The following is a 13,291-nucleotide window of genomic DNA, read 5'->3' as shown; positions in this document are numbered from 1 at the left end:
CATTCATTTCGTGGGAAGAACTCACAGCTTCTGCAGAGAAATTGTGAGTTCTTTGTCATGCATTCTAGAGGTCTTTAGGTGATTTTTACCATTGACAACAGAAATAAAACTTGCGATAATCACCTAACGAACATTAGTTAGGGGGATTTTATGACTGCTAAGAAAATTAGAGATGTTGCGCTAAAGCACTTCGCCAATCATGGATATGAAGGGGCTTCCCTTGCAGATATTGCTGCGGACGTGGGGATAAAAACACCTTCAATCTATGCGCATTATAAGGGTAAGGATGAGCTGTTTTTAACAGTTGTCGAATATATTTCAGCTTGCGAAGAGCGTTTTATCATCGACTTATTTGAGCAGCTTCGGGAGCAGCCGCTTGAGCATAGGCTTCACACATTTCTTATCAGCTATCAGGAGCGTTATGAGCAGGATTTGCAAACAAAGCTTTGGCTGCGAGTATCTTTTTTTCCGCCTCCTCACCTGTATGAGCAAGTAATCTCTCAGTCTTATTCTCTTTTGGATAAGATGGAGCAATTGTTTATACCTTTATTTGAACGAGCAATTGAAGAGGGGATCATTCATCCGGTAGGGGCAGAGCGGGCAGTAGTTGCCTATATGGCGCTGACAGACAGTGTACTTGTAGAGATGCTCTATGGCGGGCCTGAACGAACGGCTAAAAGATTGGAAGCTTCCTGGTGGCTGTATTGGCGGGGGTTGACTCTCGCGGACTGAGTAGAAGGAGAAAGTGGAAAATGAATAAAAATTGGATGATGGTTTTTTCGGCAGGTCTAATGGAGGTAATTTGGGTCAGTGGCTTGAAGCATTCAACAACGTGGTGGATGTGGCTTATTACAGCAGTTGTCCTGGTATTCAGCTTTATTGTGCTGATTCGCTCTTTTAAAAAGCTGCCTGTAGGCACGGTATATGCTGTTTTCACAGGACTTGGAACTGCAGGCACTGTTGCAGCAGAAATGCTGGTATTCAATGAACCGTTTCGCTGGGAGAAGGCTCTGCTTATTTTGATTTTATTGATCGGCGTTGTGGGACTAAAGGCTGTAACACATGAGCCTGCTAAGAAAGGGGTTAGCGCATCTTGAACTGGATATTTCTCGCCTTGGCAGGTAGTTTTGAAGTCGTTGGTGTGTATGGAATGAACCGAATCAAAAAAACGAAAAATTGGCTATCCTTTGTGATCGTTAGCGTTGCTATGACTTGCAGCTTCCTGTTTCTTACTTTGGCCATGAGATCAATCTCTATGGGGACTGCTTACGCAATATGGACTGGAGTTGGCACAGTTGGCGGTACGCTTGTAGGTATGTTTCTGTTTGGTGAATCCAGGTCAAAGAGCCGGATATTGTTTATATCGATGATTTTGTTCGCGGCAGTTGGTTTAAAGCTGATTTCATAAGCTTCGGAAACTTTCGCTATTAATAATTTTCTCCAGAGTATCCTGCTGTTTTCTCGTTTATACTAAATGTAGAAGCAGGACAGGAAGGATGAAAGAGAGTGCTGAGCTTAGAAGCGATGGGGTGGGCCGGCTTTTTTGAAGAGGCCTTTGAGACTTATAAACAAGAAGGTTATGCGGCAGGCCGGGTTTTACTGGAGCATAAACATATGTACCGTGTATATACAGAAGCAGGAGATTTCTTAGCAGAGGTTTCAGGTAAACTGAGGCATAGGGCTTTATCCAGAGGAGATTATCCAGCTGTTGGCGATTGGGTCGTTGTGTCGGTAAGGCCAGAGGAAGAAAGAGCTACGATCCACGCCGTACTGCCTAGAAAAAGTAAGTTTTCGCGCAAGGTGGCTGGACAGGTTACGGAGGAGCAGGTTGTAGCAGCAAATGTAGATACTGTATTTTTGCTCAGCGCGATGAATCAGGATTTCAATCTACGGCGTATTGAGCGTTACCTGGTACTAGCTTGGGAGAGCGGAGCGGCACCGGTTATTGTGCTTAGTAAAGCGGATCTTTGTGAAAACCCAGAATCCTTGATAGTTGAGGTGGAATCTGTTGCAATTGGTGTACCCATTCATGTGACCAGCTCTTTGGAAAATCAGGGGATTAGCGAGTTAAGTGAATATGTGTCCCATGGCAAGACTGCAGCGCTGCTCGGTTCCTCGGGGGTTGGTAAATCTACTTTGATCAACAGGATGTATGGTCGTGACATTCAGGAAACGGGCGGCATACGTGAAGATGATGACAAGGGTAAGCATACGACTACGCATCGCGAGCTCGTTGCTTTGCCTGGGGGTGGCCTTCTGATCGATACTCCAGGAATGAGAGAACTACAGCTATGGGAAGCATCTGATGGGCTGAGCTCGTCGTTTCAGGATGTGGAGGAACTGGAGAGAAATTGTTACTTTCAGGATTGCAATCATCAAAATGAGCCAGGCTGCGCTGTAAAGCTTGCTTTACAAGAGGGCACTTTGGGAAGCGACCGGTATGCCAGCTACCTCAAGCTGCAAAAGGAGCTTGCTTATTTAGCTCGTAAAGAAGATAAAGGTCTTCAGTTGGCTGAAAAAAATAAGTGGAAAAAAATTCATCAAAGCGTGAAGCAAAATGCGAAAAAGCAAACGAATCGAAAATAATTCAGGATGCTTGGATGCCGTCAGAACAGTCTGGCGGTTTTTGCGTTGGAAATAGAGGTTGGATTTTTGCCAGGATATTCGTTAAGATAATGACTAGAAGTTGAACTTGAGAACAAAAGGAGAAATTACGTATGGACAACTGTATTTTCTGCAAAATTATTGAAGGCTCTATCCCCTCGAAGAAAGTTTATGAAGACGATCGGGTCTTTGCATTCCATGACATTCAGCCACAGGCTCCCGTACATATTTTAATCATCCCGAAGAAGCATTTTGCCTCCTTGAACGACGCCGGGGAAGATGACTGGGATACAATCGGATATATTCACAAAGCAGCAAAGCAAATCGCCAAGGAACAGGGAGTGGCAGAATCCGGCTACCGCATCGTGAACAATTGTGGTCCTGATTCGGGGCAGATTGTGTTCCATTTGCATATGCATTTGCTTGCTGGCGAGAAGCTGGCTGGACTTGGAAGGAACCATTCTTAAAGTTCTGGGGCGTCTTCAAAAGCAACAGAAGAGATTTCAGGCAATTTGTCCATTTGCTGGTCTTAACGTGCAAATCTATGTTTGCAGCATTATTTTCTGAACTATCTACAAAGTTTATTCAGAAAAAAACTATGGCTTACATAAGGCATGTGTGAGGGGAATTTTCGGAGAAATATCCCGGAAGAATAAGGAAAATATTATCGTCTAAGGATTATTTTTAATGGCATTTTGACCTTGGGAAATCGGTTAACTTTCAAGTTTATAAATAGGTTGGTTGACACCCCCTTTGTATATAACATATAATTAAACTTGATGGAGCGTTTTTTCATGCTCGTTCTGTTCGGAGGGAGGGATTACTGGTGTCAGAAACTCGAGTTCGCAAGAATGAAACTATAGATGCTGCTCTTCGTCGGTTTAAGCGTACCATCGCTAAAGATGGCGTGTTAGCAGAGGTTAAGAAACGCAAGCATTATGAGAAGCCAAGCGTTAAGCGTAAGCTGAAGTCGGAGGCTGCTCGCAAGAGAAAGTTCTAGGAGGCATTTAACGCAATGAGCTTAGGCGAAAGATTGAACGAAGATATGAAGCAAGCGATGAAGAGTCAGGACAAGTTTAAACTTTCCGTAATCCGAATGGTCCGCTCATCGATTAAGAACCAGGAAATCGATTTGAAAAGACCACTTGATGACAATGAAGTGCTTGACGTTCTAAGTCGTGAGGTCAAACAGCGCAAAGATTCCCTCCAGGATTTTGAAAAAGCGGGCCGTGAGGATTTGGTCGAAGACTTGAAAGCCGAGCTGCTCATACTAGCTGAATATCAACCGCAGCAGCTTAGTGAAGACGAAGTGAAAGCTATTGTTCAAGAAACAATCGAACAAGTGGGCGCTGCTTCGAAGGCAGATATGGGCAAAGTAATGACAGCCCTGATGCCAAAGGTTAAGGGACGAGCAGATGGTAAGCTTATTAATCAGCTGGTTCAACAATTATTAGGATAAAATGTGAGCGAAGACCAGGAGAAGTTTCCTGGTCTTTTTTAACGATAAAATCCGTAGGTAGCAGCCTGCCTCTTGCCTCCCCGAAGAGAGAAGAATTGAGCTTGTGCTTGACTTAACGATGTTTTTGATCGCTAAAGCAGGTGTTTCCAGGTGAATCAGCCACGTTAATGATGATTTTCATCGCTAAACGAGGTCGGATGGCCCCTCTGGGTGGTAAAAATGGATTTTAACGATGTTTTTCATTGTTAAGTAAGCTTGTGGAGCCGACCACGTGCTTTTAACGATGAAAAACATTGCTAAAGCAGCATTTTTAATTTTTAAGAAGTTTCGGATTCGGAATGATTTGGAATTTACATCATTTGATAGCTTTAGCATTGACGAACTCTTAGGACAATATGCCTGAGGGTTTTTTTGTTTGATTTATTTGTTTGATTTAATAGGTAAATTTTTTAGAATGAATTCAGAAAAATTCAGATTATTTTCAGATTTAAGGCTGATGGATATGCAAAGCCGGTAAATTTGCAAGAGCTAAGCTTTATGCTCATAAAATCCAAGCCAGCGGCATATTTTGTAAAAAGCCTATGCGCTATTGAAGCTATAACTATAGCTCCCAAGGAGGTACAGCCCAGCTATGCGTCGCTTGACCCGCAAATGGAATCAATTTACCGCCAAGCTGCTCGATCTTCCTCAGGATGTGGTTCAAGATCTTCCGCGTATTACAATGATCGGCAATGTGCAGCTGTATATAGAAAATCATCGGAGTGTACTTCATTTCTCCAGTGAGCTGTTAAAGCTGGAGCTGACCAAGGGGAAGCTGGAGGTTACCGGCAAGCAATTGGTTATCCGCGCCATCTTTACAGAGGAAGTGTTCATCGAAGGTGTTATTGATGAGGTCAAATATATACCTTGATTCATATTGGTTAGAAACAGGTTTTGTTAACGGCAAATTCTAAGGAGGCTCAAGATGGAATCCACTTATATGGCTTGGGTACGGGGTTATGTTCGGGTTGAGTTGAGAGGTGAGGGCTGTGAGACGGTGCTTAATCAAGCGATTGCCCAGGGACTCACCGTCTGGAGCGTTCAAATAGGGCAGGGCGGGCGGATGCGCCTTGATATTGTAGTAAGTGACTTCTTTGAGCTGCGCCCCTTATTGAAGCGGACAGGCTGCCGTGTCCATGTGCTGGAACGGCATGGTTTTCCTTTTTTTTTGGACAAACTGGGTAAAAGAAAGATTTTCGTTGCAGGCATTGCCGGCTTTGTAATCGGGATTTATTTGCTTTCCTCTTTGGTTTGGCAGATCAGTGTGGTCGGGAACGAGCGGATTACCCGCTCAGAAATATTGCAGGCTGCTGCCCAGGAAGGCATTCATCGTTTTCAATGGAAGCTGCGGCTCAAGGAAACTGAAGTTTTATCGCGCAATATTCAAGCGCTGCTGCCCGGGACTTCGTGGGTAGGAGTGGAAATTAAAGGAACTCATATTACTGTTAAAATTGTGGAAGCCACCATCCCTGAAAAAAAGCCACTAATGAATCCCCGAAATTTAGTTGCAACGAAAAATGCTTTGATTACAGAAATATTAGCCGAAAAAGGCAAGCCGATGGTGAAGCCGAATTCCTATGTACGAAAAGGTGATGTGCTTATATCCGGATACATTGGCAACGAACAAAATAGTCAAATTGTGGTTGCAACTGGAACAGTAAAGGGGTTAGTGTGGTATACTTCAAAGATTGAAGTGCCGCTAACGACTACATATAAGGTTTATTCTGGAGAAAGCAAGGATCGCAGTTATCTTGTTTTTGGATCGAGAGCGCTGCAGCTGACCGGCTATGGCAAGCATTCTTATGAGCAATTTGAGACGATTCCTGAACGCAAGACGCTGCAGTGGAGAAACTATTCATTGCCTATAGGGTGGCTTCATGAGAAGATCAGAGAGACAAGCCTGATCTCGGAGCCAATTGCTGAGAATGAGGCCAAATCAATCGGCTTGGAGCAAGCGAGAGCGGAGCTTTTGTCCACGACAGGCAAGGATTCTCGTATTGCAAGTGAAAAAATTTTGCATGAAAAAACAGAGAATGGTAAAGTTTATATGGAAGTACATTTTGAAGTCGAAGAAATGATCATGGAAGAACAACCTATCGTGATACAAGGAGAATGAGGCCTTTTGGTAGAAAACGCACAAACAATCAAAGTAATTTTGAAGAATACGACAGAGGCGTTAGCATTATTTGGTCCCCAGGATAAATTTCTGCGGCTGATTGAACAACATTTTAATGCTGAGATTTATACGCGGGAAGCGGAAATAACGGTTTACGGTCCTTCAGCGGATGTAGACGCTCTTCAGCAGCTTTTGGATGTTTTACTGCAGTTAATCCGTAATCAATACAACCTCACAGAGCGTGATATTGTATACGCTATTGAGCTTGCGAAGCAGATGAAAGCGGATCAGCTTCTTGAGCTGTTCAAAGGAGAAATAACCTCAACGCACAAAGGCAAGCCTATACGGGTCAAAACGATTGGTCAAAAGCAATATGTGACAGAAATTAAAAAGAAAGACGTTGTTTTCGGTATTGGTCCTGCCGGAACGGGTAAAACGTACTTAGCAGTCGTACTGGCCGTTAAAGCTTTGAAAGAAGGACAAGTCAAACGGATAGTACTGACCCGTCCTGCTGTGGAAGCAGGGGAGAGTCTTGGTTTTTTACCAGGTGACCTGCAAGAAAAGGTTGACCCTTATTTAAGGCCGTTGTATGATGCTCTTAATGATGTTCTGGGCCCGGATCAGGTAGTCAAATCATTAGAGCGGGGCTTAATCGAAATCGCGCCGCTGGCTTATATGCGCGGTCGTACGCTCGATGATTCCTTTATTATTCTTGACGAAGCGCAGAATACGACACCTGAGCAGATGAAGATGTTCTTGACACGTCTTGGATTTGGGTCGAAGATGGTGATTACGGGAGATGTGACACAAATTGATCTTCCGCGCGGCAAATCTTCCGGACTTGTCGAAGCAAATCGCATTTTAAGCCATATTGAAGAGCTTGGATTTATTTATTTCGACGAGCAGGATGTTGTCCGTCATTCACTGGTTCAGAAAATTATTGTAGCTTACAACGAAAATAATGAAAAATGAAAAAGAAAAATGAAAATGGAAAAATGAGACATGAACATGAGAAATCCTCATAATGGAGTGGAATGGCTGCTTTATTTGGTAGAGAGGAATGACCTTCCATGAACAAGGATGAAGTAAAAGCCAAAGGTAAAATTCATGAACAGCTGATCGGATGGAAATATAGCGCTTGGGCTCGGCTTCTGCTTTTTTTACTGCTTGCGCTTGTAGTTTATTTTGCTCTGCATACCAAACTAGTACCTCAAGTCTATGATATTCAACTAGGTGCTAGAAGCGAGAAGACGATTTATGCGCCAAGTCAGACGGAGAATACCGTTGAAACAGCTAAGGCAAGGGAAGAAGCTGCGAAAAAGGTGCTGCCGGTATACCGGATTGTTAACCTTAAAAATGATGCTATGGTAGACTCTATTTTTGATAGATTGACGCAAATTAATAGTGATGCCGAAGTCAAAACTGAAGATAAAGTAAGCATTTTTCAAAAAGTAATTCCGCAGCTCGTCACTGATGTGGAGAACCAGGCCATTAAGGCACTGCGCGACAGCGGTCAGTACAATGAGGATCTGTTCGAGGAAATTAAGAAACGCCTTGAGGAGCAGCAGTACCGAGTGCCTGAGGAAGTGTATTTCAAGCTGCCGCGGCTGACGACGGCCGATTTGGCGGCTATGCATCCGGTAACCAAGGGGATTGTGTCGAAGCTGATCAATGACCCCATCCTGGATGCCCAGGAAGCGAGAGCCAAAGTGGCTGAGCTAGTTAACACCTCCGATTTAACGAAAAATACGACGCGGGAAATGGTGCAGGAGCTCGTAAGAGTGGTGCTTACCCCGAATAAATTTTTTGATCAAAAAGGAACCGATGATGCCAGAACAGATGCCAGAGAGAGCGCAAACATTGTCTATATAAACAAAAATGATGTTCTTGTTAATCAGGGAGAGATGATAACGGAGGAGCTTTATCAACGCTTGGACAAGCTGGAGCTGCTCAAGGATAAAGCCAATCATTTACCGCAATTTGGGCTTATGGTGCTCTCTGTGTTATTACCTTTTCTTTTGTTTATGTTTGTCAGACAAAGCGCGCTGCCGATCCAGTCCAATAATACGCAGCTAATTATGCTAATTTTGATCTTTACGATCAATGTAGTAGGAATGAAGATCATTACTTTGGGACAAAATTTAGATTATCCATACATTGGCTATTTGGCTCCTGTTGCTATGGGCAGCATTCTTATCGCAATTCTGCTTGATACGCAGCTGGCCTTTATTTCTTCGGTGCTGTTCGCTATTCTTTCCAGTATTATTTTCAATCTGGAGCAAGAGCAGCTGTTTGATTTCCGCTACGGTCTGGTTACTTTGGTAGTATGCTTTATGGCTGTATTTACGATTCAGCGGGCAAGCCAGCGTTCGACTATTCTCAAAGCAGGGTTTGTCATTTCGCTTTTTGGCTTGCTAACGATCACATCCATACTGCTGCTCGAAGGTCAGATTTCCCACAAGGAAGCACTGTTATCGCTGGTATTTGCCGCAACTGGCGGTTTGATGACCGCTGTTTTTGTAATAGGTCTGCTGCCATTCTTTGAAGTTGCCTTTGGCATTTTGTCACCGCTGAAGATGGTCGAGCTCTCCAACCCGAATCATCCACTGCTGCGTAAATTACTGACAGAAACTCCGGGAACTTATCATCATAGTGTGATGGTCGGCAACTTATCGGAGGCTGCAGCTGAATCTATTGGCGCCAATGGCTTGTTATGCCGGGTAGGATCTTATTACCATGATATCGGGAAAACAAAGCGGCCAATGTATTTTATTGAAAATCAGACGAATATTGAAAATCCGCATGATCGTATCGATCCGAACCTAAGCACATCCATCATAACGGCACATCCGCGTGATGGTGTGGAAATGCTGAAGGAGCACAAAATTCCGAAAGCGATTCGTGATATTGCTGAACAGCATCATGGTACGACGCTTTTGCATTATTTTTATCATAAGGCGATTAAACAGGCGGAAGAGGAAAATACGAGTAAAGAGTTTCGTGAGGAGGATTTCCGATATCCGGGGCCGAAAGCACAGGGGAAGGAAGCGGCTATTGTAGGCATTGCAGACAGCGTTGAAGCTGCTGTACGTTCACTGCGAAATCCTACACTTGAGCAGATTGATTCCATGGTTCACAAAATCATTAAGTCGCGCCTTGATGACGGACAATTCAATGAATGTGACTTGACACTAAAAGAGCTTGATATTATCGCCAAGACGCTAAATGAAACCTTGCTGGGGATATTCCACTCCCGTATCGAATATCCTGGTGAACTGGCTCCAAAGAAAACTTCCTAGGAACCCATGTGACTGAAAATTGTTGAAAAACGGAGGCGGAACAATGGCTAGCGTTGATTTAACCCTGGAGTGGAACAATGAGCAGACCGTTAAAGATATTACACCTGAACTGATTGCCAAGCTGGAAGAGCTGCTGCAGTTTGCCGGAGAGCTGGAAGGCGTGAGTGAAGGGGAGGTCGCCCTCTCATTCGTGAATGACGAAGCGATTCAAGAGCTGAATAAGCATTACAGGAATATGGACAAAATTACAGATGTATTATCCTTTGCGATGTCCGAAAACGGAGAGGACGAGCTTGAGATTCATTACGAGGAAGCTGAGGCTGGGGAAGAAAATGTGGGAGACTCTGACTCCTTTATCGAGCCTCTTGGTGATATCGTGATTTCCGTTCCGAGAGCAATTGCACAAGCGGAGGATTATGGACATTCCTTCGAGCGTGAGCTTGGATTTCTGTTTGTACATGGCTTTCTACATTTGATCGGCTATGACCATCAGAGCGAGGAGCAAGAGAAAGCTATGTTTGCCAAGCAAGAAAGCATTCTCCAGAGGGCAGGTCTTACCCGTTGAGAGGAAGCGGCTTTCATAGGTGGCGGCGGAGCTTCCGGTATGCGTACGAAGGAATCAAATATGCTTTAGACACGCAAGGCAACATGAAATTCCATTTCTTTGTTGCTTTTCTTGTTTTGATTGCGGCTTTATTTTTTCATTTAAGCAAGACCGATATTCTATTCCTGCTTCTGGCGGTAACGCTGATGCTTGTCACTGAGCTGATCAATACAGCTGTAGAAAAAACAGTGGATCTTGCCATGCCGGATAAACATCCACTGGCCAAGATTGCGAAGGATGTTGCCGCGGCATCCGTATTAGTCTCAGCAGTTTTTGCTGTCGTTGTTGGAATGATTGTATTTTATGAGCCCATAGATAACTTATTCCGTCAGGCTAAACAGCAGGACAATCCGATGTCCCCTGGTATCATTTGGGTGCTGTTGGCTTTGGTCGTTTTATCAGTTATCGTCATTGAAACCCGGTTCTCCGATAAAGGAAAGTTTGTTCGGCCAAGTTTATTAAGCGCTGTAGCCTTTTCGGTTTCTACCTTAATAGCCATTTTTGCCAATTATACGCTAATTGTTTTGTTAGCTTACACATTATCGGCAATTATCTTTATTATCCTGTATGATAAGAAAACGAGACCATTTCCGGCGCTTATTATGGGGGCCATAATTGGTGCTGCTGTAACTGTTCTTGCGCTAGCCTTTATGAACTTGCTTTGAAAGAGAAAGGAAGAACTTGATTGAATCCTGAAAAACTGCTTGAACAAGCCCTGGAGGCCCGAAATCGAGCTTATGCCCCTTACTCCCATTTTCGTGTAGGAGCTGCGCTGTTGGGGGATGATGGAAGCCTACATCTGGGCTGTAATATAGAAAATGCCGCGTATGGCCCTACAAATTGTGCAGAACGGACAGCGCTGTTTCGGGCAATAGCAGATGGAAATCCCCCGCGATCCTTCCAGGCAATCGCCATTATCGGTGATACAGAAGCACCCATTGCGCCGTGTGGAGTGTGCAGACAAGTGCTTTTGGAGCTATGCCGGCCAGATATGCCCGTAATTATGGGTAATTTACAAGGTGAAATAGTCGTTATGACGGTGTCCGAGCTTTTGCCGGCAGCGTTCACACCAAATGATGTACAGCAACAGGAGGGAAAACAATGAGTCAAAAGAAATTCAAGTCGGGCTTCGTTTCTATTATCGGAAGGCCCAATGTAGGTAAATCAACTTTGATGAATCAAATCATCGGTCAAAAAATTGCTATTATGTCAGATAAGCCACAAACAACGCGTAACAAAATTCATGGGGTTTACACTTCAGAGCAAGGACAAATCGTGTTTTTAGATACGCCTGGTATACATAAGCCAACCTCTAAGCTGGGTGACTATATGACCAAGGTTGCTCAAAGCACATTAGGCGAAGTCGATGCCATTTTATTTCTAGTTGATGTAGCCGATGGTATCGGTGGCGGAGACCGCTTCATTATTGAGCAGCTTAAGCTTGTCAAAACACCTGTCATCTTAGTTTTAAATAAAATTGACAAGGTTCATCCGGAAGCACTGCTGCCCATTATAGTTCAATATAAGGATTTATATGCTTTTGCCGAGATTGTGCCTATTTCCGCACTTAGCGGCAACAATATCACAACACTACTCGATCAAATTGTTCGTTATTTACCAGAAGGCCCGCAGTACTATCCAGCGGATCAAGTGACCGACCATCCGGAGCAATTTGTTTGCGCTGAGCTTATCCGTGAGAAAATACTGCATTTGACCCGGGAAGAAATTCCTCACTCTATTGCTGTCCAAATTGAAGATATGAAAGTTCAGTCGAACGGACTTGTGCGGATTTCCGCCGTTATTTTCGTGGAACGGGATTCACAAAAAGGGATTATTATCGGCAAGCAGGGTGCACTGCTTAAAGAAATTGGACAAAAGGCCAGACATGATATCGAAGCACTGCTGGGCTCTAAAGCTTTCCTGGAGCTATGGGTAAAAGTGAAGAAAGACTGGAGAAATCAGGACCGAGTACTGCGTGATCTTGGATTCCGCGGCGAGTAGCGAAGACATACCAGTTATTGCAACGCATAGTTCCTGCATGAAGATACCATCCTATGAAGATCATTTATTTTTTTAAAAAATAGGAGCTGGTAAACATGAAGGACTTCTCGTGGCAATACTTTTCAATAAGTGGTGATTTGGATGCTTACTTACTCTACAAACAAGTAGAGGGAGGTAATCAGGCAGATTCCGATGGAAGGGAAGAACAGCAGGGAATTGAAGATCCGCCGGGTGGACTGAACGGGTAGCATATGCTAGCATGTGCTCGTTCTGCGGATTCATGGGGGAAGAGATGTGCTGCGCAATGTGGAAGGGATCGTACTCCGTAGTATGGACTATGGGGAAGGCAATAAGATTATCAGCTTGTTTACTTCGGAGCTTGGCAAAGTCAGTGTGATGGCCAGAGGTGCCAAAAAGTTAAAAAGCCGGCATGCCGCTGCCACCCAAGTGTTTACGTATGCCGATTTTGTGTTTTACAAACAGCACGGACAAATGGGCTCACTCAATCAAGCCGATATCATAGAGGCACATCACCTATTACGCGAGGATTTAAACATGTCGGCGTATTCGGCATATTTGGTGGAAATGACAGATCGTATGCATGGAGATGAAGAGGGCAGTACCTATATGTTTGAACAGTTGAAAGCAGGACTGCAAGCCATTGAAGATAAGAAGGATATGCAGATCGTGGTCCATTTATTTGAAATGAAAATGCTGGAGCTTGCTGGTTACCTGCCGATAACGGATTGCTGCGTATCTTGCGGTTCGGCTTCAGATCTCCAATCATTCAGTCCCGGAATGGGCGGGGTCCTTTGTATAAACTGCAAATTTAAGGATCCATTCGCAGCTCTTGCGGCACCTGGTACACTGAAACTGCTCAAGCTTTTCCCCAGAATGGATATGAGAAGACTTGGCGCTATCCAAGTAAAAGAGGAAACCAAAGTGCAGCTAAAAACTTGTATGAAAGCTTATATGGATCATCATATAGGAATAAAATGGAAATCCAGAGGGTTTATTGAGCAGATGGAGAAATACAATATTTAGCTATAGGCCGGTAGTTTCTGCGAGTAATGAAGCATCTCTCCCTTATGTCTTTTGATGGCATAACGGCGAGATTTTTTGCGCATATGTTCTGTTAATAAATGGACAACATACTTATGATTTATAAA

Annotated in this window: 17 protein-coding genes; all 17 read left to right on the top strand. The window is 44.0% G+C overall.

Features of this window, described 5'->3' with window-relative positions:
* The first annotated feature begins 150 nt into the window (after window positions 1-150).
* The 17 genes from J2Z66_RS21550 (at window position 151) to recO (ending at window position 13,166) form a co-directional block, all read left to right on the top strand.
* Window positions 151-732, top strand: a complete 582-nt coding sequence (locus J2Z66_RS21550) for a TetR/AcrR family transcriptional regulator (RefSeq protein WP_209974212.1) — start codon at window positions 151-153, stop codon at window positions 730-732.
* A gap of 20 nt (window positions 733-752) precedes the next feature.
* Window positions 753-1,097 carry a DMT family transporter gene (locus J2Z66_RS21545; protein ID WP_209974210.1) on the top strand — a complete coding sequence of 115 codons (345 nt, stop codon included), beginning with the start codon at window positions 753-755 and terminating at the stop codon, window positions 1,095-1,097.
* Complete coding sequence (locus J2Z66_RS21540) at window positions 1,094-1,408, top strand: DMT family transporter (protein ID WP_209974207.1); 315 nt, start codon at window positions 1,094-1,096, stop codon at window positions 1,406-1,408. Before J2Z66_RS21545 ends, J2Z66_RS21540 begins: the two co-directional genes overlap by 4 nt.
* A 101-nt stretch (window positions 1,409-1,509) precedes the next feature.
* Complete coding sequence (rsgA, locus tag J2Z66_RS21535) at window positions 1,510-2,586, top strand: ribosome small subunit-dependent GTPase A (protein ID WP_376774454.1); 1,077 nt, start codon at window positions 1,510-1,512, stop codon at window positions 2,584-2,586.
* A gap of 131 nt (window positions 2,587-2,717) precedes the next feature.
* Window positions 2,718-3,071 carry a histidine triad nucleotide-binding protein gene (locus J2Z66_RS21530; RefSeq protein ID WP_209974206.1) on the top strand — a complete coding sequence of 118 codons (354 nt, stop codon included), beginning with the start codon at window positions 2,718-2,720 and terminating at the stop codon, window positions 3,069-3,071.
* A 359-nt stretch (window positions 3,072-3,430) separates the two neighbouring features.
* A complete protein-coding gene (gene rpsU / locus J2Z66_RS21525) occupies window positions 3,431-3,604 on the top strand; it encodes a 30S ribosomal protein S21 (protein WP_076230116.1) in 174 nt (57 codons plus the stop codon).
* Window positions 3,605-3,619: 15 nt separating this feature from the next.
* Window positions 3,620-4,063: a GatB/YqeY domain-containing protein gene (locus tag J2Z66_RS21520; protein WP_209974203.1), complete on the top strand. Its 444-nt coding sequence runs from the start codon at window positions 3,620-3,622 to the stop codon at window positions 4,061-4,063.
* A 631-nt stretch (window positions 4,064-4,694) separates the two neighbouring features.
* Window positions 4,695-4,973, top strand: a complete 279-nt coding sequence (gene yqfC / locus J2Z66_RS21515; protein ID WP_209974201.1) for a sporulation protein YqfC — start codon at window positions 4,695-4,697, stop codon at window positions 4,971-4,973.
* A gap of 54 nt (window positions 4,974-5,027) precedes the next feature.
* Window positions 5,028-6,218: a sporulation protein YqfD gene (yqfD, locus tag J2Z66_RS21510; RefSeq protein ID WP_209974199.1), complete on the top strand. Its 1,191-nt coding sequence runs from the start codon at window positions 5,028-5,030 to the stop codon at window positions 6,216-6,218.
* A gap of 6 nt (window positions 6,219-6,224) precedes the next feature.
* Entirely contained in the window at window positions 6,225-7,190 is a 966-nt protein-coding gene (locus J2Z66_RS21505) for a PhoH family protein (RefSeq protein WP_209974197.1), read from the top strand.
* Window positions 7,191-7,288: 98 nt separating this feature from the next.
* The gene (locus J2Z66_RS21500; RefSeq protein ID WP_209974195.1) at window positions 7,289-9,517 is read left to right on the top strand and encodes an HD family phosphohydrolase; all 2,229 of its coding nucleotides are present in this window, start codon (window positions 7,289-7,291) and stop codon (window positions 9,515-9,517) included.
* 43 nt (window positions 9,518-9,560) lie between these two features.
* A complete protein-coding gene (gene ybeY, locus J2Z66_RS21495; RefSeq protein WP_209974193.1) occupies window positions 9,561-10,082 on the top strand; it encodes an rRNA maturation RNase YbeY in 522 nt (173 codons plus the stop codon).
* Window positions 10,079-10,786 carry a diacylglycerol kinase gene (locus tag J2Z66_RS21490; RefSeq protein ID WP_209974191.1) on the top strand — a complete coding sequence of 236 codons (708 nt, stop codon included), beginning with the start codon at window positions 10,079-10,081 and terminating at the stop codon, window positions 10,784-10,786. Before ybeY ends, J2Z66_RS21490 begins: the two co-directional genes overlap by 4 nt.
* Before the next feature lie 20 nt (window positions 10,787-10,806).
* A complete protein-coding gene (locus tag J2Z66_RS21485; RefSeq protein WP_209974189.1) occupies window positions 10,807-11,226 on the top strand; it encodes a cytidine deaminase in 420 nt (139 codons plus the stop codon).
* The gene (gene era / locus J2Z66_RS21480; RefSeq protein WP_209974187.1) at window positions 11,223-12,122 is read left to right on the top strand and encodes a GTPase Era; all 900 of its coding nucleotides are present in this window, start codon (window positions 11,223-11,225) and stop codon (window positions 12,120-12,122) included. The genes J2Z66_RS21485 and era overlap by 4 nt, the downstream gene beginning before the upstream one ends.
* A gap of 95 nt (window positions 12,123-12,217) precedes the next feature.
* Complete coding sequence (locus J2Z66_RS21475) at window positions 12,218-12,370, top strand: YqzL family protein (protein ID WP_209974185.1); 153 nt, start codon at window positions 12,218-12,220, stop codon at window positions 12,368-12,370.
* A 46-nt stretch (window positions 12,371-12,416) separates the two neighbouring features.
* The gene (recO, locus tag J2Z66_RS21470; RefSeq protein WP_209974183.1) at window positions 12,417-13,166 is read left to right on the top strand and encodes a DNA repair protein RecO; all 750 of its coding nucleotides are present in this window, start codon (window positions 12,417-12,419) and stop codon (window positions 13,164-13,166) included.
* Window positions 13,167-13,291 lie beyond the last annotated feature (125 nt).

This window comes from Paenibacillus eucommiae (assembly GCF_017874215.1).
Lineage (GTDB): Bacteria > Bacillota > Bacilli > Paenibacillales > NBRC-103111 > Paenibacillus_AI > Paenibacillus_AI eucommiae.
Note: the sequence above shows the minus strand (reverse complement) of the source record. Positions and strands in the feature narration are given on the sequence as shown.

What these genes read in the sequence shown, in the direction of transcription:
- J2Z66_RS21530 (WP_209974206.1), top strand. Translation starts at nt 2,718, where the DNA reads ATGGACAACTGTATTTTCTGCAAAATTATTGAAGGCTCTATCCCCTCG.
- yqfC (WP_209974201.1), top strand. Translation starts at nt 4,695, where the DNA reads ATGCGTCGCTTGACCCGCAAATGGAATCAATTTACCGCCAAGCTGCTC.
- J2Z66_RS21545 (WP_209974210.1), top strand. Translation starts at nt 753, where the DNA reads ATGAATAAAAATTGGATGATGGTTTTTTCGGCAGGTCTAATGGAGGTA.
- ybeY (WP_209974193.1), top strand. Translation starts at nt 9,561, where the DNA reads ATGGCTAGCGTTGATTTAACCCTGGAGTGGAACAATGAGCAGACCGTT.
- J2Z66_RS21520 (WP_209974203.1), top strand. Translation starts at nt 3,620, where the DNA reads ATGAGCTTAGGCGAAAGATTGAACGAAGATATGAAGCAAGCGATGAAG.
- J2Z66_RS21475 (WP_209974185.1), top strand. Translation starts at nt 12,218, where the DNA reads ATGAAGGACTTCTCGTGGCAATACTTTTCAATAAGTGGTGATTTGGAT.
- era (WP_209974187.1), top strand. Translation starts at nt 11,223, where the DNA reads ATGAGTCAAAAGAAATTCAAGTCGGGCTTCGTTTCTATTATCGGAAGG.
- yqfD (WP_209974199.1), top strand. Translation starts at nt 5,028, where the DNA reads ATGGAATCCACTTATATGGCTTGGGTACGGGGTTATGTTCGGGTTGAG.
- J2Z66_RS21550 (WP_209974212.1), top strand. Translation starts at nt 151, where the DNA reads ATGACTGCTAAGAAAATTAGAGATGTTGCGCTAAAGCACTTCGCCAAT.
- J2Z66_RS21500 (WP_209974195.1), top strand. Translation starts at nt 7,289, where the DNA reads ATGAACAAGGATGAAGTAAAAGCCAAAGGTAAAATTCATGAACAGCTG.